At 59.6% G+C, this 25684-nt stretch carries 23 protein-coding genes; 14 read left to right on the top strand and 9 right to left on the bottom strand.

All coding sequences use genetic code 11. The features are described 5' to 3' along the window. Positions 1 to 24: 24 nt before the first annotated feature. From GE543_RS25400 to GE543_RS25390, 3 genes are all read right to left on the bottom strand, one after another. Complete coding sequence (locus tag GE543_RS25400) at positions 25 to 1149, bottom strand: ABC transporter ATP-binding protein (RefSeq protein ID WP_003394921.1); 1125 nt, start codon at positions 1147 to 1149, stop codon at positions 25 to 27. A gap of 463 nt (positions 1150 to 1612) precedes the next feature. Further along, complete coding sequence (locus tag GE543_RS25395) at positions 1613 to 2242, bottom strand: response regulator transcription factor (RefSeq protein ID WP_003419741.1); 630 nt, start codon at positions 2240 to 2242, stop codon at positions 1613 to 1615. After that, complete coding sequence (locus GE543_RS25390; protein WP_153222641.1) at positions 2239 to 4251, bottom strand: transporter substrate-binding domain-containing protein; 2013 nt, start codon at positions 4249 to 4251, stop codon at positions 2239 to 2241. Before GE543_RS25390 ends, GE543_RS25395 begins: the two co-directional genes overlap by 4 nt. A gap of 114 nt (positions 4252 to 4365) precedes the next feature. Between GE543_RS25390 and GE543_RS25385 the strand changes: the two genes are divergently transcribed. After that, positions 4366 to 5370: an alpha/beta hydrolase family protein gene (locus GE543_RS25385; RefSeq protein ID WP_046271696.1), complete on the top strand. Its 1005-nt coding sequence runs from the start codon at positions 4366 to 4368 to the stop codon at positions 5368 to 5370. Positions 5371 to 5378: 8 nt separating this feature from the next. Here the strand turns inward: GE543_RS25385 and GE543_RS25380 are convergent, their stop codons facing one another. The 3 genes from GE543_RS25380 to GE543_RS25370 form a co-directional block, all read right to left on the bottom strand. After that, the gene (locus tag GE543_RS25380; RefSeq protein ID WP_153222640.1) at positions 5379 to 6146 is read right to left on the bottom strand and encodes a TerB family tellurite resistance protein; all 768 of its coding nucleotides are present in this window, start codon (positions 6144 to 6146) and stop codon (positions 5379 to 5381) included. Continuing rightward, positions 6147 to 6818 carry an N-acetylmuramate alpha-1-phosphate uridylyltransferase MurU gene (murU, locus tag GE543_RS25375; RefSeq protein WP_178118671.1) on the bottom strand — a complete coding sequence of 224 codons (672 nt, stop codon included), beginning with the start codon at positions 6816 to 6818 and terminating at the stop codon, positions 6147 to 6149. Positions 6819 to 6920: 102 nt separating this feature from the next. Then, entirely contained in the window at positions 6921 to 7943 is a 1023-nt protein-coding gene (locus GE543_RS25370) for an aminoglycoside phosphotransferase family protein (RefSeq protein WP_153222638.1), read from the bottom strand. Positions 7944 to 8072: 129 nt separating this feature from the next. Here GE543_RS25370 and GE543_RS25365 point away from each other — a divergent pair, with 129 nt between their 5' ends. The 11 genes from GE543_RS25365 (at position 8073) to GE543_RS25315 (ending at position 22147) form a co-directional block, all read left to right on the top strand. Further along, positions 8073 to 10853, top strand: a complete 2781-nt coding sequence (locus tag GE543_RS25365) for an LPS-assembly protein LptD (protein ID WP_003419759.1) — start codon at positions 8073 to 8075, stop codon at positions 10851 to 10853. Beyond that, positions 10834 to 12156: a peptidylprolyl isomerase gene (locus GE543_RS25360; protein ID WP_003411767.1), complete on the top strand. Its 1323-nt coding sequence runs from the start codon at positions 10834 to 10836 to the stop codon at positions 12154 to 12156. Before GE543_RS25365 ends, GE543_RS25360 begins: the two co-directional genes overlap by 20 nt. Then, positions 12153 to 13142 carry a 4-hydroxythreonine-4-phosphate dehydrogenase PdxA gene (pdxA, locus tag GE543_RS25355; RefSeq protein WP_371927265.1) on the top strand — a complete coding sequence of 330 codons (990 nt, stop codon included), beginning with the start codon at positions 12153 to 12155 and terminating at the stop codon, positions 13140 to 13142. The genes GE543_RS25360 and pdxA overlap by 4 nt, the downstream gene beginning before the upstream one ends. Beyond that, entirely contained in the window at positions 13139 to 13945 is an 807-nt protein-coding gene (gene rsmA / locus GE543_RS25350) for a 16S rRNA (adenine(1518)-N(6)/adenine(1519)-N(6))-dimethyltransferase RsmA (protein WP_003419764.1), read from the top strand. Before pdxA ends, rsmA begins: the two co-directional genes overlap by 4 nt. A gap of 116 nt (positions 13946 to 14061) precedes the next feature. Beyond that, positions 14062 to 14442, top strand: coding sequence for a Co2+/Mg2+ efflux protein ApaG (gene apaG / locus GE543_RS25345; protein WP_003316251.1), 381 nt, complete (start codon positions 14062 to 14064; stop codon positions 14440 to 14442). Beyond that, positions 14442 to 15317 carry a symmetrical bis(5'-nucleosyl)-tetraphosphatase gene (locus GE543_RS25340; RefSeq protein ID WP_153222637.1) on the top strand — a complete coding sequence of 292 codons (876 nt, stop codon included), beginning with the start codon at positions 14442 to 14444 and terminating at the stop codon, positions 15315 to 15317. The genes apaG and GE543_RS25340 overlap by 1 nt, the downstream gene beginning before the upstream one ends. A gap of 23 nt (positions 15318 to 15340) precedes the next feature. Then, positions 15341 to 15661, top strand: coding sequence for a thiosulfate sulfurtransferase GlpE (gene glpE, locus GE543_RS25335; RefSeq protein ID WP_003341167.1), 321 nt, complete (start codon positions 15341 to 15343; stop codon positions 15659 to 15661). A 284-nt stretch (positions 15662 to 15945) separates the two neighbouring features. Beyond that, on the top strand, positions 15946 to 17868 hold the full coding sequence (locus tag GE543_RS25330) for a PrkA family serine protein kinase (RefSeq protein WP_003341169.1): 1923 nt from the start codon (positions 15946 to 15948) through the stop codon (positions 17866 to 17868). A gap of 121 nt (positions 17869 to 17989) precedes the next feature. Next, on the top strand, positions 17990 to 19261 hold the full coding sequence (locus GE543_RS25325; RefSeq protein ID WP_153222636.1) for a YeaH/YhbH family protein: 1272 nt from the start codon (positions 17990 to 17992) through the stop codon (positions 19259 to 19261). Further along, positions 19258 to 20820, top strand: coding sequence for a SpoVR family protein (locus tag GE543_RS25320; RefSeq protein WP_003419771.1), 1563 nt, complete (start codon positions 19258 to 19260; stop codon positions 20818 to 20820). Before GE543_RS25325 ends, GE543_RS25320 begins: the two co-directional genes overlap by 4 nt. A 97-nt stretch (positions 20821 to 20917) precedes the next feature. Next, entirely contained in the window at positions 20918 to 22147 is a 1230-nt protein-coding gene (locus tag GE543_RS25315; RefSeq protein WP_153222635.1) for a multifunctional CCA addition/repair protein, read from the top strand. 316 nt (positions 22148 to 22463) lie between these two features. Here the strand turns inward: GE543_RS25315 and folK are convergent, their stop codons facing one another. Together folK and folB are read right to left on the bottom strand one after the other, a co-directional pair. Further along, positions 22464 to 22988 (bottom strand): 2-amino-4-hydroxy-6-hydroxymethyldihydropteridine diphosphokinase, encoded by a 525-nt coding sequence (gene folK, locus GE543_RS25310; RefSeq protein ID WP_153222634.1) that lies wholly within the window; start codon positions 22986 to 22988, stop codon positions 22464 to 22466. After that, entirely contained in the window at positions 22979 to 23332 is a 354-nt protein-coding gene (folB, locus tag GE543_RS25305) for a dihydroneopterin aldolase (RefSeq protein ID WP_003316242.1), read from the bottom strand. The genes folK and folB overlap by 10 nt, the downstream gene beginning before the upstream one ends. A 74-nt stretch (positions 23333 to 23406) precedes the next feature. Here folB and plsY point away from each other — a divergent pair, with 74 nt between their 5' ends. After that, positions 23407 to 23976, top strand: coding sequence for a glycerol-3-phosphate 1-O-acyltransferase PlsY (plsY, locus tag GE543_RS25300; RefSeq protein ID WP_178118670.1), 570 nt, complete (start codon positions 23407 to 23409; stop codon positions 23974 to 23976). A 23-nt stretch (positions 23977 to 23999) separates the two neighbouring features. Here plsY and tsaD read toward each other — a convergent pair whose 3' ends face one another. Further along, complete coding sequence (gene tsaD, locus GE543_RS25295; protein ID WP_153222632.1) at positions 24000 to 25025, bottom strand: tRNA (adenosine(37)-N6)-threonylcarbamoyltransferase complex transferase subunit TsaD; 1026 nt, start codon at positions 25023 to 25025, stop codon at positions 24000 to 24002. Positions 25026 to 25223: 198 nt separating this feature from the next. Here tsaD and rpsU point away from each other — a divergent pair, with 198 nt between their 5' ends. Continuing rightward, a complete protein-coding gene (gene rpsU, locus GE543_RS25290) occupies positions 25224 to 25439 on the top strand; it encodes a 30S ribosomal protein S21 (protein ID WP_002551877.1) in 216 nt (71 codons plus the stop codon). Positions 25440 to 25684 lie beyond the last annotated feature (245 nt).

The following is a 25684-nucleotide window of genomic DNA, read 5'->3' as shown; positions in this document are numbered from 1 at the left end:
TCTGTTATTGCTTTTGTCGGTAGATCAATGCACTTGCTGCATGGGGTCGAGCGCCCGGACGTGCTCGACTTGCCAGCCGATGGGCACTACGTCGCCCACGCTCAGGCCGGGGTCCAGTTCGGCAATCGGCTGTTTGACGAAGAAGTCGTTCTTGCCGGCCACTTCCAGACGCACGCGAACGTGGTCGCCCAGATAGATGAACTCGGCCACACGACCGGAAAAACGGTTGGCGCAGCTCTCGCTGCGGCCATTGAGGTTGATGCGCTCGGGACGGATCGACAGGGTCACCGGGCCGCCAGGCTGGCCGACGTTGATCGCCAGCGCGTGGACTTTCTCGCCGCGCTCCAGCTCGACCACACAGCGGTCGCCGTCCTGACTGACCAGACGTCCATTGAGGCGGTTGTTCTCGCCGATGAAGTTGGCGACGAAGGTGTTCTTTGGCTCTTCGTACAGGCTGCGGGGCGGTGCGATCTGCTGGATTTCACCCTGATGGAAGACGGCGACCCGGTCCGACATGGTCAGGGCTTCGCCCTGGTCGTGGGTCACATAGACCACGGTCACGCCCAGGCGCTGGTGCAGGTGCTTGATCTCCATCTGCATGTGTTCGCGCAGTTGCTTGTCGAGGGCGCCGAGCGGCTCATCCATCAGCACCAGTTGCGGTTCGAAGACCAGCGCACGCGCCAGTGCTACGCGTTGCTGCTGGCCACCGGACAGCTGCGCCGGGTAGCGATGCGCAAAGGTGTCGAGCTGGACCATGCCCAGTGCCTTTTTGACCTTCTCGCCGACGTCGGTCTTGCTCATGCCACGCACCGACAACGGGAACGCCAGGTTCTCGGCCACGGTCATGTGCGGAAACAAGGCGTAGTTCTGGAACACCATGCCGATGTCGCGTTTGTGCGGCGGCACGTTGTTGATGGCGCGGCCACCGAGGAGGATTTCACCGGCCGTGGGAGTCTCGAAACCGGCCAGCATCATCAGGCTGGTGGTCTTGCCAGAGCCGGAAGGACCGAGCAGGGTCAGGAACTCGCCCTTGCGAATGTCCAGGTTGAGGTCTTTGACGATCAGTGCTTCGCCGTCGTAGCTCTTCTGCACACCACGAAAGCTGACCAGAACATCATTTGCTCCAGCGCTTGTATCGACGTCGCTCATTACCCACACCTTTGTTTTGTCTGCGTGGGCTCAAGCCTAGAGCAGCCCGAAGCCCCCGAAAATCGGGGGCCGGGAGAGAATCGCCTAGGCCGGCTGGAAGGCCAGGGGTAGGGATTGCCCTACAGAGATGGCGCGATTGGACATGTCGGCTCAGGCATCCTTCTCGACAGCGCACTCACGTGGAGCACTCATCGTTATACACAAGTCCTAGAACGCGCAGGATAAAGGGCTTCAAGGCTTCGGCCCGAAGGGCGTAGGAGCGAACTTGTTCGCCAAGACAGTTTTTCAGACGATTCATTTTCGGCGATCATACCGGCCCTCTCGCGAACAAGTTCGCTCCTACGGCCTTCGGCCAGAATCCAAATCAGACTTGTGTACAACGATGAGCGCTCCAGCGTGGGAATGCAGGTCTCGACGCTCTGCGTCGCAAAGGGGCGCGGGGTGTCGGGTGTCGTTTTCAGACTCAGAGCAGCTTGTGCTCCATCGCGTACTTGACCAGATCGGCCAGCGAGTTGAGTTTCATTTTTTGCATCAGCCGCGCCTTGTGGGTGCTGATGGTCTTGCTGCTCAAGGCCAGTTGCTGAGCGATGTCGTTGACGTTGGCGCCTTGGGCGAGGCGCTCGAATACCGAAAACTCGCGCTCCGACAATAACGAGTGCAAAGGCCGGCTGTCGGTGAGGCCGACTTCAAAGACCATGCGGTCGGCCAGGTCCGGGTCGATATAACGCCCGCCGGCCGCCACCCGGCGAATGGCAGTCAGCAGCAGCGCCGGGTCGCTGTCCTTGGTGGCATAACCTGCCGCGCCGACCTTCAATGCACGCGCGGCCATCTGCGCCTCATTGTGCATCGACAGCACCAGAATGGCCGGCGGATTGGTCAATGCGAGAATCCTCGGTATAGCCTCGAGCCCGTTGACGCCGGGCATGGAGATATCCAGCAGCACCACTTCGCAGGCCACATGACGCAGGGTTTCAAGCAACTGTTCGCCGTTGCTGGCCTCGCCCACCACTTGCAGATCCCTGGCCATGCCAATCAATTGCTTGATCCCTTCACGCACGATGGTGTGGTCTTCGGCTACCAAAACACGAATCACTGTTTTCGCTCCTGTGCGAGGGTGTCCAGCGGGATATAGGCGCGCAAGGTTGTGCCCTCACCCACCTCGCTGTCCAGCTCCAGTCGGCCACCGAGCATCAGCACCCGCTCGCGCATCCCGACCAGACCAAACGAAACCGCCCTGCCCGATTCGATGACAAAGCCCTGCCCGTCATCGGCGATGCTCATGCACATCATGCCGTCCTGCAACGTCAGGCTGATCTCTACCGTGTGGGCCCGGGCATGGCGCATCACGTTGGTCAGGGCCTCCTGAAGGATCCGGAACATGCCTGTGGCCCTGGCATCGCTGAGCGCCGGGAGATTGTCCGGCACCTGCACCAGACACGGGATCTGCGTGCGCGCCTCGAAACGGCGCGCCTGCCATTCGATGGCCGATGCGATACCAGCGTCGAGAATCGGTGGCCGCAAGGCCGTGGCAACATCGCGCACCAGTTGAAACAACTGAGCGATCAGACGCTTCATGCTGTCCAGCCGCTCGCTCAGGCCAGGGTCGAGGTCGGCATAGGCCAGCTCGCACATCGACGTCTCGAGTTTCAATACCGTCAGCATCTGACCCAGCTCGTCGTGAACCTCGCGGGCAATATGCGCCTTCTCCTCTTCACGCACGCTTTCCAGATGCGCTGACAAGTCACGTAACTGCTCATGCGCGCGGCGTCGTTCACTGACGTCAGTGAGGAACACCACCAGGTATTCGGCATCGCAAAAGCGCAGGAAGCTCAACGAGACATCGACAGGCAGCAGGCTGCCATCGGCGCGCAGGCAATGGGTCTCGAATACTTGCGGGCTGTCTTCGCTGGAGCGCGCGTTCTTCCACAGGTTGAGCCAGCGATCCATGTGCAGACCGGGCTCGAAATCGATCAGCGGGCGCTCGACCACCTGCCCCGGCGCATAGCCCAGCATGGACTCCGCCGCCCGATTGGCGTAACGCACGCGGCTGTCCCAGTTGACCCAGAGGATGCCGACGGTGCTTTGATCAATGGAAAACTGCGCCAGACGCAGCGCCTCCTCCTCTTCGACACGGCGGGCGAGTTCTTCACGCGCAGCCAGCAGCTCCTGCTCCAGCGCCTGCTGCTGGCGACGCTGCCAGATCACGATGGCGAAACACGCCAGCAACATCACCAGCAGCAGAATGCACAGGTTCTTCCAGAGTTTGGTCGACTCGATGAAATGGGACGGGGTCAGCGGCATCCAGCGCGCATGCAGCTGCTCCAGCTCCTTGGCAGGAATCGCCCGCAAGGCTTCGCTGACGATGGCGGCCAGCTCCGGCATGTCGCGACGTGAAGCCACCCGCAACAATTGTGGCAGCCCGATATCCCCCACCACCGCCAGCGCGGCGAACTCCGGCTCGCGAAGCAGACGGCTCAGTTGCGCTTCGTCCACCACCGCATAACGCGCCTGCTGACTGAGCAACAATTGCAAGGCCTGGCGCTCCAGCGGCACCCCTTGCAGGTTGAGGTGCGCAAAGTTGCTGCGCAGGTAGTCGGCCGTGGTGCTCGGCATGCGTACCGCGACGCGCGAAAGACTGTCGAGTTTCTCCAGGTCCACGGCAGTGCTGCCATCACGTTCGCCGATCAACAGCTGCGAAACACGCAGATACGGATCGGAAAACAACCACAGACGCAGGCCTGCGGGGGTTTGCATCAAGCCGGGCGCAACGTCGATTTCACCCTTGGCCAGCGCGTTCTCCAGCGCGCTCTGGTCAGGAAAATTCCGCCACAGCAAGTCGACCGGCAGCGTCGCCGCCAGCGCATTCATCAGGTCGACGTTGGCGCCGGACAACTGCTGCAAGCGTTGATCGAACTGCGCGTAAGGCGCGCGCAATACCAGCCCTACGCGCAACGGGCCATGCTGGTCGAGCCAGTTACGCTGCGCTGAACTCAACTGCGCAACGGCAGGTGTTTCAGGTTCGTCAGCCTGCGTATTCGCCATCTGAGCCATCAAGAGCAAGGCCAGGCAGCCGATAAAACCGGTGCGCAGAAGACGAATCATCAGTATGTCGCTCTCGTGTGTGCGTATCACGGCCGTGTGCCGCGCAGGCTCAGGCCTGACAAAAGCCGATCAACCCATTAGGCTGCCGGGATAGTTTCTGGCTTGGAATATCCGATGTCCTACACCTTTCGCGCAACGTTTCCTGCATTGTTTCTGTCATTGATACTGCCTTGCGCCTTGCCTGCCCTCGCAGCGGACCCGACCCCTGACCCGGCCAAGGACGCTGCAGCGCAAGCGCCCGTCGAAAGAGCCCCGCTGCTCAGCCGCTCGCAGGAAGACGCAATAGCGCTGGAACGTCAATTGCCGCGCGAAGATCAGCAGCAACTTCAGGCCGGAGACGATAGCTTTCTCGCGCTCTGGAAACCCGCCAACACTGAGGCCCCTGAAGGCGCGGTCATCATTGTGCCCGGCGAAGCCGAGTCACCGGACTGGCCTGACGCTGTCGGCCCGCTGCGACGCAAGTTTCCGGATGTCGGCTGGTCGAGCCTGAGCATCACCATGCCGGACCCGCTCGACAACACGCCGGGGGCACGCGAGCCCGATGTTGCTCCGGCAGATGCAAACGCCGCCAAAGCCACTGAGGCACCGAAGGAAAAACCCAAAGACGCCACGGAGACAGCAAAAGACCCGGCCGCAGAAGCCGAGGCCCTGGCTGCGGCTGAAACAGCCAAGGCTGCTGCCGACGAAGAACTCAACAAGGCTCAGGCCGAGCGCATCTTCGCGCGGATCGAAGCCGCGATCAGCTTTGCGCAGCAGAACAAGGCACGCAGTATCGTGTTGATCGGCCACAGCAGCGGCGCGTACTGGGCGGCCAGGTTCCTCAATGAACGGACGTCGCCTGTGGTGCAGAAACTGGTGATGCTGACGGCGCGTGAACCTCTGAATACCAAGCCTTCGCTGCTGGACATGGTGCCTCAGCTGAAAGTAAAAGCCGTCGATTTCATCTACAAAAACGCGCCTGACGAGGCTGCAAAGGCGCGCCTGCAGGCCAGCAAACGCACCAAGGGGCCGGGCTTTACCCAAATCGGCCTGATCAACATCGCCGGCAGCGGAGATACCGAACAAGAGCAGCTGTTCCGCCGCGTTCGCGGCTGGATAGACGCCAAAGAGGAAAAGTAAGCGCTGGCTCAGTTGAACCCGCGTCGGGCTTTCACCACCCGATAGGCATTGTGCAATTCACTGGTCTTCTCGGTCGCCACCCGCACTTGCTGTGGATTGGCGCCCGAGCCGGCAATCTTGTCAGGGTGATGCCGACTGAGCAGGCGCCGGTAGGCTCGCTTGATGCTCAAAGGATCGGTGTCCGACCTTATTCCCAGCAACGTCATCGCACTTTTGTAGTCGTCGCCGCTGCTGATCGGCGAGCGCTTCATGGGGTCGTGGTCAGCCGCCAGCGCCTCGACCTGCGGCCCTGTCCAGCCAAGCCACATGCCCCATACCCCGATCAGCTCGCGTTCGACCCGGGAAGCCTTGCCGTCCGCCCAGGCCATCCGCCAGCAGGCGCGCAACATATCCTCGGCAGTGTCCGACTGCCCTTGCAGGCCACGCAGGTAACTGCGCAGGCCATCGGTGCCGTCGCGGCCGCGCTTGAAGGCGTTGATGGCGCGCAACTGATCCGTCTCGTTCAGGTTCAAACGGCGCATCTCGATACGTGCCTGATGGATATGGCTGGCCAGAACCCGTCCGTTACTTTTGGCCAGACGGCCCAGCAACACAAACAGCAGGTCATTCTGGGGGATCGTTGCACGTCCGCCCAGACGCTCACGCAGATGCGCCCAACTCTGCAGTTTCAGGCGCCGGTCCAGCGCCTGCCCCAACAGAGCACCGAGCATTGCGCCTGGAATACTGGCAATTGCGTAACCGACTCCAGCGCCGATCAGTGTGCCGGGCCAAAGCATTCAGCGAGTCTCCGCAAGCATCTGCTCGACTTCAGCCAGGCGCTCGTGGGTGCCGACATCGACCCAGCGCCCTCTGTAGTGCTCGCCTGTGACCAACCCCTTATGCATCGCCTCGCGCAACAGCGGCGCGAGCTTGAACGCGCCGGGCTCGCAATTGGCAAACAGCTGTGGATGGAGGATGGCGATACCGCTGTAGGTCAGGCGCTGAACCGCCGAATCGTCGTCGCGCACCTGACCGTCGACCAGCGAGAAATCACCCGTCGGGTGATGCGCGGGATTATCGACCAATACCAGATGCGCAAGGCCGGCAAGCGGCACGCGCAATGCGCTGAAGTCGTAATCGGTCCAGATATCCCCGTTGATCACCACGAACGGCTCAAGGCCAAGCAGCGGCAATGCCCGCTGAATGCCACCGCCGGTTTCAAGCGGCAGGCCTTCGGGGGAGTAACGGATGCTCAGGTCGAAACGCTGACCGTCACCCAGGTAATCCTCGATCTGCTGACCCAGCCACGCATGGTTGATGACCAACTGGTGAAACCCTGCATCGCGCAAGGCGTTCAGGTGGTATTCGATCAACGGTACATCCCCGACACGCACTAACGGTTTGGGCGTATGCAGGGTCAACGGGCGCATTCGCTCGCCTTTACCGGCGGCGAGAATCATCGCTTTCATGCAGTCCTCTTCGACACAATCAAGATCTTTTCCAAAATGGCCATCTTTCAAAGCGGCCCTTTATAAAACCGGCTGTCTATGACGTTGGCCGTCTCTGTCATTTCAGACAGCGGTGTCTACCGGCTGCAGACTGGTAAGCAACTGCCCGAGCTGCGCCAGCTCTGGGCGACGTGACAATACCGCCTCTATATAAGCGAAAAAGCGCGGAACGTCTTCCAGGTAGCGAGGTTTTCCATCGCGGTGACAAATGCGGGCAAAAATGCCGATCACCTTCAAATGTCGCTGTACACCCATCAGATCACTGGCGCGCTCGAATGAGGCAAAATCTTCCTGTACCGGAATGCCGACGGCACGCGCCTGATCCCAGTAGATGCGCAGCCAGTCACTCACGCGCTCCTGTGGCCAGCTCAGGAATGCGTCCTTGAACAGGCATGTCACGTCATAGGTGACCGGGCCATAGACCGCATCCTGAAAATCCAGCACGCCCGGGTTAGGCTCGCTGATCATCAGGTTTCGCGGCATATAGTCGCGATGCACCAGTACTTTGGGCTGTGCCAGGGCGCTGTTGATCAACAGCTCGCTGACCTGCTGCCAGTCGCTCAGCTGCGCCTCGTCCATCTCGATACCCAGGTGCCGCTTCACGTACCACTCGGGAAACAGCTCCAGCTCACGGCGCAGCAACGCGACGTCATAGCTGGGCAATGGCGCGTCCATAGGCAGTTGCTGGTAGGCCAGCAACGCCTGAATGGCATCAGCGAACAAGGCATCGGCATTATCGGCGTCAATGACATCCAGATAAGTTTGACGGCCCAGATCGTTGAGCAGCAAAAAGCCTTGTGTCAGGTCTTCGGCATAAATTTTTGGAACATTAATGCCCGACTTTTCCAATAAATGAGCGATATCCACGAACGGTTTGCAGTTTTCCTGCGGTGGAGGGGCGTCCATGACAATAAAAGTTCGGCCCGCACCCTCCCAGCGAAAATAACGGCGAAAACTTGCGTCACTACTGGCCGCAGTCAATGTAGCCGGGGGCACGGCGCCCCAACCGTGCGCCGAAAACAGCGCCGGCAACTGCTCATCGAGCCAAACTTTCAGGGATTGCAGGCGTATATCTTGATCTGACATTACAAGGGTCTCCGACGGCGCTAGCCGTCAAGCGGGTCATGCTTTATTATCCGGAATCTTTTTCAGCCCATCGAGAGGCGTGCGGCCCCCCCGCGGGCAGATGGCGCGCAGGAAGCCCGGACTAATAAGATGGCATTGAAATCCCCCGCGTTTCGTAAAAAATTTCCGTTGCTCGTAACCGGCAGTCTGCTGGCGATGCAACCTCTGGCCACTCAGTTCGTGGTCGCCGCGGAACAGTATGACTGCTCAGTCTCTGCTTCGGGTGCCTGGAACTGTGCGCCGAAATCCAATGCTGCTGCAGTGGATCTGCCTCCGCGCCCCGTGCATGACACGACGTCGGTCAGTTCCAACGGCACGGTCACCTCACAAGGCACCTCTTCGGGTGAACAGTCTGCAGGTACGCAACTGGTCACTGAAGCCAAGGGCAAAGGTCTGAAGTCGCGTAGTGCTGACTACAGCCACCTCGATTGGGTTCCTCGCGAAAAGCTTACCGCAGCGCAACTGGCCGAGACCGGCCCGTATTGCTCGGGTGCCTACGTCGAGCCGATCCGTCCTGGCATGGACGACAAGACGCCGATGAAAGACGCGCCGATGTTCGTGGGAGCCAAGGCTTCGCGTTACGAACAGGAAGCGCAGGTCGCCACGCTGGCGGGTGATGTCGTGATGCGCCAGGGCAGCATGCAGGTGCAGGCCCAGGAGGCTGCACTGCATCAGGCCGAAAACCGTGGCGAGCTGAACGGCGATGTCCGTCTGCGCGACAACGGTGCGCTGATCGTCGGTGACAAGGCCGAACTGCAACTCGACACCGGCGAAGCCCGTGTCGACAACGCCGAGTACGTCCTGCACAAGTCGAACATTCGCGGTAACGCCCTGTACGCCAAGCGTGCAGAGAACGCGATCATCCGGCTCAAGGACGGTACCTACACGACGTGCGAGCCGAACAGCAACGCCTGGACGCTCAAGGGCAACAACATCACGCTGAACCCGGCCACCGGCTTCGGTACAGCGACCAACGTTACCCTGCGGGTCAAGGACATACCGGTTCTGTACACGCCGTATATCTACTTCCCGATCGACGACCGTCGTCAGTCCGGTTTCCTGCCGCCGACCATTGCAGCAGGCGGCGACAACGGCTTCACGCTGGTCACCCCGTACTACTTCAACCTGGCGCCGAACTACGACGCCACGTTGTACCCGCGTTACATGGCTGATCGTGGCTTGCTGATGGAAGGCGAGTTCCGCTACCTGACCAAGGGCAGCGAAGGTCAGTTTGGCGGCGCGTACCTGAACGACGAAAACGACGACCGCAAACTGCAGTCGGACTACGACAAGACCCGCTGGATGATCAACTGGCAGCACAAGGGCGGGCTTGATACGCGCTGGCTGACCCAGGTCGATTACACCGATATCAGCGATCCGTATTACTTCCAGGACCTGGAAACCGATCAGATCGGCGTCAAACGGACTGACTTCCTCAACCAGCAGGGCTCCCTGACCTACCGCGGCGACAGCTTCGCGGCAGTGCTCAATGCTCAGGCCTACAAGCTGGCGACGGTTGCCAACGTTACGCCGTACAACCGTCTGCCTCAGCTGACGCTCAACGGTACGTTGCCCTACAACCCCGGCGGTCTGAAGTTCGATTATCAGACTGAAGCGGTGCGCTTCGAACGTGACCTGCGCAGCGGCGCGTTCATCGATGAAGATGGCAACTCCGAGACACGCCTGGACAACAACATCTCCGGCCTGGCTCGCGCCAACGGCGATCGTCTGAACCTGGCACCGTCCGTCAGCCTGCCGATGAACTGGACCTATGGCTTCCTGACGCCGAAGCTGAAGTATGTCTACACGCAATACGATCTGGATCTGGACAGTCAGGGTAAAAACACCCTGCTGGCCGGCGAAGAGTACAGCAGCAGCCAAAGCCGCAGCGTACCGATCTTCAGCGTCGACAGCGGCCTGTACTTCGACCGCAATACCAACTGGTTCGGCAAGGATTACCGCCAGACCCTGGAGCCGCGCCTGTTCTATCTCTATGTTCCCGAGAAAGACCAGACCGACATCCCGGTATTCGACACCAGCGAAAGCACGTTCAACTTCGCCTCGCTGTTCCGTGACAACCGCTTCACCGGTTCCGACCGCATCGGCGACGAGAACAAACTGTCGCTGGGCGTCACCAACCGCTGGATCGAGGAAAACGGCTTCGAACGCCAACGCTTCAGCATCGGTCAGGCGCTGTATTTCGAAGACCGCAAGGTGCAGTTGCCGGGCGTGGTGTTCGCGGATCGTGATGATGCGCGCTCCAACGTTTCGCCTTATGCACTGGAATACGAATACCGCTTCAACCGCGACTGGCGCTTCAACTCCGATTTCAACTGGGATCCGGACAGCCGAAGCACCCGTTCGGGCAGCGCAATGTTCCACTACCAGCCTGAAGACAACCCGAACAAGGTCGTCAACCTCGGCTATCGCTATCGCAACGACCAGATTCGTTACGACGAAAGCACCGGCCGTTGGGTCGTGGGTGGTGGTGACTACGGCACCCCGGGTTCGCCAAACTACGTGAAGGACTACTACAAGATTCAGCAGCACGATTTCTCGGTCATCTGGCCGATCGTGCCGCAGTGGAGCCTGATCAGCCGTTGGCAGTATGACTACAACCGTGAACGCACCATCGAAGCTTTCGGCGGGTTCGAGTACGACAACTGCTGCTGGAAAATGCGTCTGGTCAATCGCTACTGGATCGACTACGACGAGTTCAGCCAGGCAGCACCTCAGAACGAGAAAGGCGACCGCGGCATATTCCTACAAATCGTGTTGAAGGGGCTCGGCGGTGTAACTGGCGCCAAGGTAGACAGCTTCCTCGACAAAGGCATTCAAGGTTATCGTGAACGTGAAGACCAAGCTTTCTGATTGTCTGCGCCCGCTGATGCTGGGCGCGTTACTCCTGAGCGGTGCAGTGCATGCTGCGGTTCAACCTCTGGACAGTGTCGTGGCTATCGTCGACAACGATGTGATCATGAAAAGCCAGATGGACCAGCGTGTACGTGAAGTTCAGCAGACCATTGCCAAGCGCGGCTCTGGTGTACCGCCTGCAGAAGCCCTGCAACCACAGGTTCTGGATCGTCTGATCCTGGAAAACCTGCAGTTGCAGATGGGCGAACGCTCTGGCATTCGTGTCTCCGACGAAGAACTGAACCAGGCCATCGGCACCATTGCCCAGCGCAACAACATGAGCGTGGAGCAGTTCCGCGCCGCGCTGGCGCATGACGGCCTGTCCTATAACGATGCGCGCGAACAGGTGCGCCGGGAAATGATCATCAGCCGCGTGCGTCAGCGCCGGGTGGCCGAACGTATCCAGGTGTCCCAGCAGGAAGTGAAGAACTTCCTCGCCTCCGATATGGGCAAGGCTCAGCTGTCTGAAGAGTTTCACCTGGCCAACATTCTGATCGCCACACCTGACAGCGCTTCCTCGGACGCCATCCAGGCTGCTGCGGTCAAGGCCAAGGGTATCTACGACCAGCTGAAGAAAGGTGCTGACTTCACCCGTCTCGCAGCCACCTCCTCGTCCAGCGAAAACGCACTGGAAGGCGGCGACATGGGCTGGCGCAAGGCTGCGCAATTGCCACCGCCGTTCGGTGACATGCTCAGCTCGATGCCAGTCGGTGACGTGACGCCTCCTGCACGTACGCCGGGCGGTTTCATCATTCTCAAGCTGCTGGAAAAGCGCGGTGGCCAGGGTGAGGCGCAAATGCGTGATGAGGTGCATGTGCGTCATATCCTGATCAAGCCAAGCGAAATTCGTAACGAGGAAGAGACCAAGCGTCTTGCCCAGAAGATCTACGACCGCATCGAGGGCGGCGAAGATTTCGCCGCGCTGGCGAAAAGCTTTTCGGAAGATCCGGGTTCTGCACTCAATGGCGGCGATCTGAACTGGGTAGATCCCAACTCTCTGGTTCCGGAGTTCCGCCAGGTGATGGGCGAAACGCCACAAGGCGTCTTGTCCAAACCGTTCCAGACCCAGTACGGCTGGCATGTGCTCGAAGTACTCGGTCGTCGCTCCAAGGACGCTACCGATCAGGCTCGTGAACAGCAGGCGCTGAACGTATTGCGTAACCGCAAGTACGACGAAGAGCTGCAAACCTGGCTGCGTCAGATCCGCGACGAAGCCTACGTTGAAATCAAACTCCCTGGCGCGACACAGGCTGCAAAGTGAAACCCAAGCGTTTCGCACTGACACCCGGCGAGCCGGCCGGCATAGGTCCTGACCTTTGCCTGCTGCTCGCCACGCAGCCTCAGCCATACCCCCTGATTGCCATCACCAGCCGCGACCTGCTCCTTGAGCGGGCCGCGCAACTGGGTGTGGCGGTCAGTCTGATCGAGGTCACGCCCGACGCGCTTCCCGACCTGCCTGCACCTGCCGGCAGTCTGTACGTCTGGGATACGCCACTGGCCGCTCCGGTGAAAACCGGCGTGCTGAACAAGGCCAATGCTGCGTTCGTTCTGGAAACCCTGACTCGCGCGGGCCAGGGCTGCCTGGACGGCCTGTTCAGCGGCATGATCACCGCCCCGGTGCACAAAGGCGTGATCAACGACGGCGGTATCGCGTTTTCCGGGCACACCGAATTTCTCGCTGAACTGACTCACACCGAACAGGTGGTGATGATGCTGGCAACCGGCGACCTGCGCGTAGCGCTGGTGACCACTCACCTGCCGTTGCGCGATGTGGCCGACGCCATCACAGCGGATCGTCTGGAGCGCGTGACACGCATCCTGCACGCCGATCTGGTCAACAAGTTCGGCATTGTCCACCCACGCATTCTGGTCTGCGGCCTCAACCCTCATGCCGGCGAAAGCGGGCATCTGGGTCGTGAGGAAATCGACATCATCGAACCTGCTCTGGAGCGCCTGCGCAGCGAAGGCCTGGACTTGCGCGGCCCGCTGCCTGCAGACACTCTGTTTACCCCCAAATATCTGGAGCACTGCGACGCAGTGCTGGCGATGTACCACGATCAGGGCCTGCCCGTGCTGAAATACAAAGGTTTCGGCGCAGCGGTCAATGTGACGCTCGGCCTGCCAATCATCCGCACCTCTGTCGATCACGGCACGGCGCTGGACCTGGCCGGCACTGCGAACATCGACACCGGCAGCCTGCACGTCGCACTGCAAACCGCCTACCAGATGGCCGAGACCCATTCATGACCGAGCACTACCAACACCGGGCGCGCAAGCGCTTCGGGCAGAACTTCCTGCACGATGCAGGCGTTATCGACAAGATCCTGCGTGCCATCCGTGCCAAACCTGAAGACCGGCTGCTGGAAATCGGACCGGGCCAGGGTGCACTGACCGAGGGCCTGCTTGACAGCGGCGCTCAGCTGGACGTGGTCGAGCTGGACAAGGACCTGATCCCGATCCTGAACGGTCAGTTCGCCAGCAAGCCGAACTTCAACCTGCATCAGGGCGATGCGCTGAAATTCGACTTCAACACCCTCGGCGCCGAACCGCGCAGCCTGCGGGTGGTGGGCAACCTGCCGTACAACATCTCGACACCGCTGATTTTTCATCTGCTGCAGAACGCCAGCCTGATCCGCGACATGCACTTCATGCTGCAAAAGGAAGTGGTCGAGCGCATGGCTGCCGGACCCGGCGGCGGTGACTGGGGCCGTCTGTCGATCATGGTCCAGTACCATTGCCGCGTCGAACACCTGTTCAACGTCGGACCGGGTGCATTCAACCCGCCGCCGAAAGTGGACTCGGCCATTGTGCGCCTCGTCCCTTACGAAACACTGCCGCACCCTGCCAAGGATCACCGTGTGCTGGAGCGGATCGTGCGTGAAGCGTTCAACCAGCGTCGCAAGACCCTGCGCAACACGCTCAAGCTGCTGTTGACCAGCGATGAGATCACCGCTTCCGGAGTAGACGGCAGCTTGCGTCCCGAGCAGCTCGATCTGGCTGCATTCGTTCGTCTGGCAGACACTCTCAGCGAAAAAGTTGTGACAGAGTGAACCCTGGGGACAAGTAAACGGCAGGCTCAGTCTTCATTTTCCGCTTACTTGTCCTAGACTGATCTACCTGCCGCACACGCCCTTTTTTCGCAGCTATGGATTTCAAGGCCTATTGCATGCCCGATTCTCGTTACAAGGTCGACGTCAGCGTCGTCACACGCTTCCTCTCGGAGCAGTCGCAACCCGAGCAGAACCGCTTCGCTTTCGCCTACACCATCACCGTGCACAACAATGGCGAGCTCCCTGCCCGGCTGCTGTCGCGGCACTGGGTCATCACCGACGGTGATGGCAATGTCGAGGAAGTACGTGGTGAAGGCGTGGTTGGCCAGCAGCCACTGATCAAGGTCGGCCAAAGCCATACCTACAGCAGTGGTACGGTCATGACCACCAAGGTCGGCAATATGCAGGGCACTTACCAGATGCTGGCCGAAGACGGCAAACGCTTCGATGCCGTTATCGAGCCTTTCCGTCTGGCCGTTCCGGGCTCGCTGCACTGATGGCGGTGTACGCGGTCGGTGACCTGCAAGGCTGCCTTGAACCTCTGCAATGCCTGCTCGAGCACGTGCACTTCAACCCGGAGCAGGATCGCCTCTGGCTGGTGGGTGACCTGGTCAACCGTGGCCCGCAATCGCTGGAAACGCTTCGATACCTGTACAACATTCGCGAATCGCTGGTGTGCGTGCTCGGCAATCATGACCTGCACCTGCTGGCAGTGGCCCGTAAAAAAGAGCTGCTGAAGAAAGGCGACACGCTGCTTGAAATCCTTGAAGCGCCTGATCGTGATGACCTGCTTGGCTGGATACGTCGGCAGAAGCTCATGCATTACGACGCAGAACGCAATGTCGCCATGGTGCATGCCGGTATCGCGCCACAGTGGGCGCTGAAAAAGGCCTTGAAGCACGCTGCCGAAGTCGAGCACGCGCTGCAGGACGACACGTTGTACGGCGCCTTTCTCGACGGCATGTACGGCAATGAACCGGCCAAGTGGGATAACGACCTGCAAGGCGTGACGCGTCTGCGGGTCATCACCAACTACTTCACCCGCATGCGCTTCTGCACCAGCGACGGCAAACTCGATCTGAAGAGCAAGGAAGGGGTCGGCACCGCGATACCTGGCTACGCGCCCTGGTTCAGCCACCAGACCCGCAAGACCCGCGACGTGAAAATCATTTTCGGCCACTGGGCTGCGCTTGAAGGTCGCTGCGACGAACCTGACGTCTTCGCCCTCGACAGCGGATGTGTCTGGGGCGGCTCGATGACGCTGCTCAATGTCGATACGCTTGAACGTCATCAGTGCAATTGCGATGCTATCGGCAATGCCGCCGACGGGCTTGTTACCCGCGTGCAACCCGGTGCTACTCCCCTTCCGTAACCTCAGGCTCAGGAGCCCAGGCAATGACTGAATTCAAACGTATCCCACCTGAACAGGCCCAGGCTCTGCGCGAGCAAGGCGCCGTACTGGTCGATGTTCGGGACCCACAGGCTTTCGAGAGCAATCACATTCCGGATTCCGTGCATCTGGACAACCACTCGATCGCCGACTTCATCCGCGAAGCCGATCTGGACAAGCCGCTGGTGGTCGTCTGCTACCACGGCAACTCCAGCCAGAGCGCTGCAGCCTATCTGGTCGGCCAGGGTTTCTCCGATGTGTACAGCGTGGACGGCGGTTTCGAGCTGTGGCGCGCCACTTATCCGCAAGAAACCGTGCAAGGCTGATAGAAAATATTTTTATGACAGCTGATCCCGCGTTCTACGCGGGCTCGCGAGCCATCTGACGAACGGTCAGCCCGTCTTCTCGCGCATCCCTTCTTTATCTTTCCGAATCCGAACTATCCTTAGCCTAGGCCATCCGTATTCAGGGGAGAGCCGGTACACCGGCGCGTGGGTCATCGGTAGTTACTTTTAGGGTGTTCTGGGGGGAAACAGCAGCCGTAGTTTGGTCGCTGCCAGCATCGACTGACGATCCGCCGCCGGCTCCACGTATCGAGCGAGGTGACGTCATGAGTATATTCAGCCACTTCCAACAACGCTTCGAAAGCACGCGGCAAGAAGAGCTCTCGCTACAGGAGTATCTGGAGCTCTGCAAACAGGATCGCAGCGCCTACGCCTCTGCCGCAGAACGCCTTCTGCTGGCTATCGGCGAGCCTGAACTGGTGGATACCTCCGCCAACTCCAGGCTGTCGCGCATTTTCTCCAACAAGGTCATACGCCGCTATCCGGCCTTTGCCGACTTCCACGGAATGGAAGAATGCATCGACCAGATCGTTTCGTATTTCCGCCATGCCGCCCAAGGCCTGGAAGAGAAAAAGCAAATCCTGTATCTGCTCGGCCCGGTGGGTGGCGGTAAATCGTCCCTGGCGGAAAAACTCAAGCAACTGATCGAAAAAGTCCCGTTCTACGCCATCAAGGGCTCGCCTGTCTTCGAGTCGCCCCTGGGCCTGTTCAACGCCACGGAGGACGGCGCGATTCTCGAAGAAGACTTCGGGATTCCGCGACGCTACCTGAGCACCATCATGTCGCCCTGGGCGACCAAACGCCTGGCCGAGTTCGGTGGCGACATCAGCCAGTTTAAGGTGGTGAAGCTCTACCCTTCGATTCTCAACCAGATTGCCGTGGCGAAAACCGAACCCGGCGACGAAAACAACCAGGACATCTCTGCGCTGGTCGGCAAGGTGGATATCCGCAAACTGGAAGAATTCCCGCAGAACGACGCCGATGCCTACAGCTACTCGGGCGCGCTGTGCCGGGCCAACCAGGGCCTGATGGAATTCGTCGAGATGTTCAAGGCCCCGATCAAGGTCCTTCACCCGCTGCTCACCGCAACCCAGGAAGGCAACTACAACAGTACCGAAGGGCTGGGCGCGATCCCGTTCACCGGTATTTTGCTGGCGCACTCCAACGAATCGGAGTGGCACAGTTTCCGCAACAACAAGAACAACGAAGCCTTCATCGACCGTATCTACATCGTGAAGGTGCCGTACTGCCTGCGTGTCAGCGACGAGATCAAGATCTACGACAAGCTGCTGTTCAACAGCTCGCTGTCCAAGGCGCACTGCGCGCCGGACACCCTGAAAATGCTCGCGCAGTTCACCACGCTGTCGCGCCTCAAAGAGCCGGACAACTCCAACATCTACTCCAAGATGCGCGTGTATGACGGCGAGAACCTGAAAGACACCGACCCTAAAGCCAAGTCGATCCAGGAGTACCGCGACAGTGCGGGCGTCGACGAAGGCATGAATGGTCTGTCCACCCGCTTCGCGTTCAAGATTCTGTCCAAGGTGTTCAACTTCGATCCGCACGAAATTGCGGCCAACCCGGTGCACCTGCTTTACGTACTGGAACAGCAGATCGAACAGGAGCAGTTCCCCGCCGAAACGCGCGAGCGTTATCTGCGCTTTATCAAGGAATACCTGGCACCGCGCTATATCGAGTTCATCGGCAAGGAAATCCAGACGGCGTACCTGGAGTCCTACAGCGAGTACGGTCAGAACATTTTCGACCGCTATGTGCTGTATGCGGACTTCTGGATTCAGGATCAGGAATACCGCGATCCGGAAACCGGCGAGATCCTCAACCGTGTGGCCTTGAACGAGGAGCTGGAAAAGATCGAGAAACCGGCTGGCATCAGCAACCCGAAAGATTTCCGCAACGAAATCGTCAACTTCGTGCTGCGTGCCCGCGCCAACAACAATGGCAAGAACCCGACCTGGCTCAGCTACGAGAAGCTGCGGGTGGTGATCGAGAAGAAAATGTTCTCCAACACCGAGGACCTCCTGCCGGTCATCAGCTTCAATGCCAAGGCCAGCAAAGAAGATCAGCAGAAGCACAACGACTTCGTGACACGAATGGTCGAGAGGGGCTACACGGACAAGCAGGTACGTTTGCTTTCCGAATGGTATCTGCGCGTGCGGAAATCGCAGTAAAGCAGCTGCAAGCTTCAAGCTATCAGCTGCAGGCGACAAGCGATCAACACCCGGTCTCGGGATTGATCGTTTGCTCGCTTGCAGCTTGAGGCTTACAACTTGAAGCTCCCCGGAGGAGCCTATGAGCTATGTGATCGACCGACGTCTCAACGGCAAGAACAAGAGCACGGTAAACCGCCAGCGGTTTCTGCGGCGTTACCGTGATCACATCAAGAAGGCAGTGGAGGAAGCGGTCAGCCGGCGCTCCATCACTGACATGGAACACGGCGAACAGATTAGCATTCCCGGGCGTGACATCGACGAACCGGTCCTGCACCACGGTCGCGGCGGTAAGCAGACCGTTGTTCATCCTGGCAACAAAGAATTCACCACCGGTGAGCACATCGCCCGCCCTCAAGGTGGCGCTGGCGGTAAAGGCCCCGGTAAGGCGGGCAATTCCGGCGAAGGGATGGATGAGTTTTCGTTTCAGATTACTCAGGAAGAGTTTCTCGAATTCATGTTCGAAGACCTGGAGCTGCCGAACCTCGTCAAGCGCAACCTGACCGGCACCGACACCTTCAAGACCGTGCGCGCCGGGATCAGCAACGAAGGCAACCCGTCGCGGATCAACATCATCCGCACCCTGCGCTCGGCGCATGCACGCCGCATCGCGCTGTCCGGCAGCAGTCGCGCGAAACTCAGGGAAGCGACCGCCGAGCTTGAGCGCATGAAGCGCGAAGAGCCGGATAACTTCGGCGACATTCAGGAGCTGGAAGTAGAGATCGACCGACTGAAGGCACGCATTCGTCGTGTGCCCTACCTCGACACCTTCGACCTCAAGTACAACCTGCTGGTCAAGCAACCTAACCCCAGCTCCAAAGCGGTCATGTTTTGCCTGATGGACGTCTCCGGCTCCATGACTCAGGCGACCAAGGACATCGCCAAGCGCTTCTTCATCCTGCTGTACCTGTTCCTCAAGCGTAACTACGACAAGATCGACGTGGTCTTCATTCGTCACCACACCAGCGCCCGCGAAGTGGACGAGGAAGAGTTTTTCTATTCCCGGGAAACCGGCGGCACCATCGTTTCCAGCGCATTGAAACTGATGCAGGAAATCATGGCCGCACGCTACCCGAGCAGTGACTGGAATATCTACGCGGCACAAGCGTCGGACGGCGATAACTGGAACGATGATTCGCCCATCTGCCGGGAAATCCTCACCAAACAGATCATGCCTTTCGTGCAGTACTACACGTACGTGGAAATCACACCGCGTGAGCACCAGGCCTTGTGGTACGAATACGAACGCATCGGTGAAGATTTTGCCGACACGTTTGCCCAGCAACAGCTGGTCTCTGCCGGTGATATCTATCCGGTATTCCGCGAACTCTTTCAGCGAAGGTTAGTGTCATGACCGCCAGAGAGCAGAAGCGCCAACCCCTTTCCACGGGGTCAGAGTGGACATTCGAACTGATCCGCGCCTACGACCGCGAAATCGGCAGGATTGCCGAGCGGTATGCGCTGGACACTTATCCCAACCAGATCGAAGTGATCACGGCCGAGCAGATGATGGACGCCTATGCCTCGGTGGGCATGCCGCTGGGCTATCACCACTGGTCCTACGGCAAACACTTCCTCAGCACGGAAAAATCCTATTCTCGCGGCCAGATGGGCCTGGCTTACGAGATCGTCATCAACTCCGACCCGTGCATTGCCTACCTGATGGAAGAAAACACCATCTGCATGCAGGCGCTGGTGGTGGCCCATGCGTGCTATGGCCATAACAGCTTCTTCAAGGGTAACTACCTGTTCCGCACCTGGACTGACGCCAGTTCGATCATTGATTACCTGGTGTTCGCCAAGCAGTACATCATGCAATGCGAGGAGCGCCATGGCATCGATGCCGTGGAGGACTTGCTCGACTCCTGCCATGCGCTGATGAACTACGGTGTGGACCGCTACAAGCGCCCCTACCCGATTTCAGCCGAAGAAGAGCGGCGTCGGCAGAAGGACCGGGAGGAGCACCTTCAGCGACAGATCAACGATCTTTGGCGCACCATCCCGAAAAGTGCCGACAAGAGCAGCAAGGAAGACAACGCGCGCTTTCCGGCCGAGCCGCAGGAAAACATTCTCTACTTCATCGAGAAACACGCCCCGCTGCTGGAACCATGGCAGCGCGAAGTGGTGCGCATCGTGCGCAAGATCGCGCAGTATTTCTATCCACAGCGCCAAACCCAAGTGATGAACGAAGGCTGGGCGACATTCTGGCACTACACGCTGATGAATGACCTGTACGACGAAGGGCTGGTCACCGACGGCTTCATGATGGAGTTCCTGCAGTCGCACACCAGCGTTATTTTCCAGCCCGGTTTTGACAGCCCCTACTACAGCGGCATCAATCCTTATGCGCTGGGCTTTGCCATGTATCAGGACATCCGGCGGATGTGCGAACACCCTACCGATGAGGATCGCCAGTGGTTTCCGGAAATTGCCGGCAGCGACTGGCTGACGGCGATCAAGTTCGCGATGACCAGCTTCAAGGACGAGAGCTTCATTCTCCAGTACCTGTCGCCCAAGGTGATTCGCGACCTGAAGCTGTTCAGCATTATGGACGACGACCAGAAGGACGACCTGCTGGTGCCCGCCATTCATGATGAAAACGGCTATCGGACCATCCGCGAAATACTCGCTGCACAGTACAACCTGGGCAATCGGGAGCCCAATGTGCAGATCTACAGCATCGACCGCCGAGGCGACCGCTCGCTGACCTTGCGCCACCAACAGCACAATCGCAAACCGCTTGGTGACTCGACAGACGAGGTGCTCAAACACCTGCACCGGCTGTGGGGCTTTGACATCCACCTGGAAACCCTGCAGGGCGATCAGGTGGTCAAGACCCATCACGTACCCCCGAAAGGCGAGCATGCCGACAGTGAATATCCCCGGCTTGATATGGCGGTCGTCCACCTTTAAACGCTAGGGCAATAGCGCGTTAAACGCTTGCTCATACAGCTTTAGCCTCCATAAGCACGACACAAGGTTTATCCTGTCGCGCTTACGGAGGCTTTTTATGCAGATTTATAAAGTGGGCGGTGCTGTACGCGACCGTCTTCTGGGTCAACCTGTCACGGACATCGACTGGGTCGTGGTCGGCGCAAGCACCGAGGACATGCTGATCAAGGGCTATCGCCCGGTCGGTACAGATTTCCCGGTGTTTCTGCATCCGCTGACCAATGAGGAATACGCGCTGGCGCGCACCGAGCGCAAGAGCGGCGTGGGCTACGGGGGCTTTGTTTTCCACGCCAGCCCCGAGGTAACGCTCGAGCAGGATTTGATTCGGCGTGACCTGACGATCAATGCCATGGCTGAAGACAAGGACGGCAATTTAACCGATCCCTACAACGGCCAGAAGGATTTGCAAGCGCGGATATTGCGTCACGTTTCACCCGCATTCGCCGAAGATCCGCTCAGAGTCTTGCGTGTGGCGCGATTCGCAGCGCGCTACGCCGGTTACGGTTTTACCATCGCGCCCGAGACCCTGGGACTGATGCGACAGCTCAGTGAATCCGGCGAACTCAAGGCGCTGACTGCCGAGCGAACTTGGAAGGAAGTCTCTCGCGCACTCATGGAAGAACAGCCTCAGGTGTTCATCCAGGTGCTGCACGACTGCGGCGCGCTCAAAGAGCTGATGCCCGAAGTCGAAGCGTTGTTTGGTGTACCGCAGCCGGCCGCGCATCACCCGGAAATAGACACCGGCGTCCACGTGCTCAGCGTCCTCGAGCAATCCGCACGCCACAAACACCCGCTGACAGTGCGCTGGGCCTGCTTGCTGCACGACCTCGGCAAAGGGCTGACACCGGAAGCCGAATGGCCAAGGCACATCGCCCATGAACACACCGGCCTGCGCCTGATAAAAGCGGTCAACGAGCGTTTTCGTGTACCACGGGACTGCCAGGAACTGGCGCTGCTGGTCGGCCAGTACCACACTCACGGCCATCGTGCGCTGGAGCTGAAACCCTCGACCCTGCTGGAGTTGCTGCAAAGCTTCGACGTCTACCGCCGCCCGCAGCGCTTTGAAGAGTTCATTGCCGCCTGCGAGATGGACGCACGGGGACGTCACGGCTTCGAACAACGCAGTTATCCACAGGCCGACTACCTGCGCGGCGCCGCCGAGGTCGCACGCGCGGTATCAGTACAGCCGTTGCTGGAACAGGGTCTGAAAGGCAAGGAACTGGGTGACGCGCTGAAGAACGAGCGCTTGAAGGCACTGAAAACCTACAAGGCCGAGCACGTTGCCTGACAGGCAACGCTCATCGTTACACGCAGATCTAACTGCTTATCGTGCCAATGCTCCGCGTTGGCATGCAGTTCATGACGCTCTGCGTCAAAAATCTTCAGCCTGGCGAAACAGCACGGATAAACAAAGCTCAGGCTTTAAGGCGGCCTGCATCTCGTACAGACTGAATCAGGCGGCAACGCTGCACTGTGTGACGCGGAGCGTCACGAACTGCATTCCCACGCGGAGCGTGAGGAACGAGAGGTGTCCGGGGGAGCACTTTTCGTAACTATGCGCAGCTATGGACGCTCTGCACTCGGGCTGAAAGACGAGGATGACCTCAGCTACGCAGCAAATCCTCAGGCGTCAGTGCAAGCCCGCGCCACTCGAACGCCACCGGCCAAAGCTGCTGATCGATCTGCGCATCAGCCCAGAGTTTGCTGAAAGCAATCCCCACACCGGGATGCAGAATTTCAGGGGCAATCAACGCCAATGGACGCAGTACGAAGGCATTCTTTAGAATTTCTGCCCTCGGCAAGATCAGCCCGTCGAAGTTACCGACCTGTTCGCCGTACAGCAGCACATCGATATCCAGCGGCAACCCTTTGCGATCCGGGGCATAGCGGCCATTGTCCGCTTCGATGAATTTCAGGCGACGATCCAGCTCCATCAAGGGCAGATCGGTCAGCGCCGACACCACCAGATTGAAGAACGGCCCGCTCTTGATACCCACGGCATGGCTCTCAAAAACCGGCGAACAGCTCAGGTCGGTCAGGAAGCCATCCAGCGCATCGAGCCCCGCAACCAGATGGCGCTCACGCTCGTTGTTGCTCCCCAGGCCGAGGAAAATCCGCGTCAGCGACATCCGCGCTCGATCTCCACGCCCACACCGGCTGCGGCCGCTACAGCACCGGGCTTGGTCAGTTTCAGGCGCAGCCAGGGAATATTGAATTCACCCATCAGCACTTCGGCCAGTCGCTCGGCGAAGGTCTCCACCAACTGGAACTGTGCCTGCTCGGCGAACGCCTGAATACGTGTCGAGACACTGGCGTAGTCGAGGGCCTTGCTCAGATCGTCCCCTGCGGCTGCGGGGCGATTGTCCCAGGCGAAGCTGAGGTCCAGACGCAGGCACTGACGAATGCCGCGCTCCCAGTCATAGGCGCCAATGACCGTATCGACCTCAAGGCCCTCGATGAAAACTCTGTCCAAGCACTACTCTCCACTGCACGACAAGGGCGCGATGCGCCGTTAGAATCAGGGCATCCTCGCCCGGAATGGTTCGCATGTTTTGGTTAATGGCCACCTTCGCCTACCTGCTTGGCTCGCTGTCCTTCGCCATCCTGCTCAGCCGCCTGAGCGGCAGGCCGGACCCGCGCGCCAGTGGCTCCGGCAATGCCGGCGCGACCAACATGCTGCGTCTGGCCGGGAAAAAACTCGCCATCCTGACCCTGCTCGGCGACCTCTGCAAAGGCCTGGTGCCGATCCTGATCGCCAGCGCCTTGGGCATGGACATCGCACAACAGGGCTGGATCGGCGTCTGCGCAGTGCTGGGCCACCTGTTCCCGGTGTACTTCCGCTTCCGCGGTGGCAAAGGCGTAGCGACCGCCGCCGGCGTGCTGCTGGGCCTGTATCCGCCCGCCGCTGCCCTGGCGATAGTCGCCTGGCTGCTGACGCTCTACCTGACCCGCACCAGCTCGCTTGCCGCCCTGATCGCCACACCCCTGACCCTGCCATTGCTGGCCTGGCAGGAGCCTCATGCGCTACTGCCGATGAGCGTGTTGACCCTGCTCATCGTCTGGCGCCATCGCGGCAATCTACGCGACCTGCTCGCCGGGCGCGAACGACATTTCTGAGGCGTAACCCGCCTCGTCTGCCGTCACAGCCCCGACAACTGCTCCATGGGCCAGCGCGCCTGCACGCTGATGCTCAAATCTTCCCTCTGCCCGACTTGCAAACGCTGGCACCCGGCAAACGCGATCATGGCGCCGTTATCAGTACAAAACTCGGGCCTTGCGTAATAGACATGGCCGCGCAAGTCGCCAAGCATGCTTTCCAGCGAAGCGCGCAGTGCCTTGTTGGCGCTGACGCCACCGGCAATCACCAGGCTTTTGAGGCCGGTCTGCTTGAGCGCGCGCTTGCACTTGATGGTCAAAGTCTCCACTACCGCCTGCTGGAAGGCCAGAGCGATGTCGCAGCGGGTTTGCTCACTGTCGTCTCCAGCGTTCCGGCATTGCTGCCAGGTATTGAGCGCAGAGGTTTTCAGGCCGCTGAAGCTGAATTCCAGACCGGGACGATCGGTCATCGGCCGAGGGAAGACAAAACGCCCTGCCACGCCCTGCAAGGCTGCCTTTGAAATCTCCGGGCCGCCGGGGTACTGCATGCCCATCATCTTCGCGGTCTTGTCGAACGCCTCGCCTGCGGCATCATCCAGCGTCTCGCCCAGCAGCTCGTACTGACCGATGCCGTCGACGCGCACCAGCTGCGTATGGCCGCCGGACACCAGCAAGGCGACGAACGGGAACTGTGGCGGGTTTTCTTCCAGCATCGGGGCCAGCAGATGACCTTCCATGTGATGCACGCCCAGCGCCGGGATATCCCAGGCGAACGCCAGTGCCTGAGCGCACGAAGCGCCGACCAGCAAGGCGCCGACCAGCCCAGGGCCGGCCGTGTAGGCAATGGCGTCGATATCAGTGGCTACGCAGTCCGCCTCGGCCAGTGTCTGGCGAATCAGGGGCAGCATGCGCTTGACGTGATCGCGCGAAGCCAGCTCCGGCACCACACCGCCATAGGCACGATGCAGGTCGATCTGGCTGAATAATGCGTCCGCAAGCAAACCGCGTTCGCTGTCGTATAACGCGACGCCGGTTTCGTCGCAGGAGGTTTCTAATCCCAGTACTAGCATGGGGTTGCGCCTTGTAGGGGGCAGATTTGAAGGCGCGCATAATAGTCGCCGACCGAGGTGCCGACCAGCGGTTTTCGATCAGAGGCTTTGCATTCCTCTCAATGAGGGGTTAACATCCGCAACCCTTAAAAACCGACGTACTTTTGTGCAGTGTTTGCACTGAGCGTTGACCCCGGTAATGAATGAAGGTAGCTCTGGATGCCAGCCGTCAAAGTTAAAGAGAACGAACCCTTCGACGTAGCTCTGCGTCGTTTCAAGCGCTCCTGCGAAAAAGCCGGTGTTCTGGCTGAAGTTCGTAGCCGCGAATTTTACGAGAAGCCGACTTCGGAGCGTAAGCGCAAGGCAGCAGCTGCTGTCAAACGCCACGCCAAGAAAGTCCAGCGCGAACAGCGCCGCGCCGTTCGTCTGTATTAATTTACAGACCTTCGTCGCAAGCTTCTGCCTTGCCCGGCCAACCAGCCGGGCTGTCGGCAGTTACAGCTTCGCTGTTTCGCGTTTGCTTTATTGATTGACCCTGTCCAGGCCGCACATGCGACTCGGATATTCAGTCAAGCACGTCACGGCCTGTTCACAGGCTACATCGGTTATGCCCACTCGGGCAGCACATCGACCGATGACAAGACGAGTATGCCTTGATGACTTCGCAAGAAGCTCAGCCA

Origin of the sequence: Pseudomonas sp. SZ57 (assembly GCF_009495975.1) — a bacterium.
GTDB classification, from domain to species: Bacteria; Pseudomonadota; Gammaproteobacteria; order Pseudomonadales; family Pseudomonadaceae; genus Aquipseudomonas; species Aquipseudomonas syringae.
Note: the sequence above shows the minus strand (reverse complement) of the source record. Positions and strands in the feature narration are given on the sequence as shown.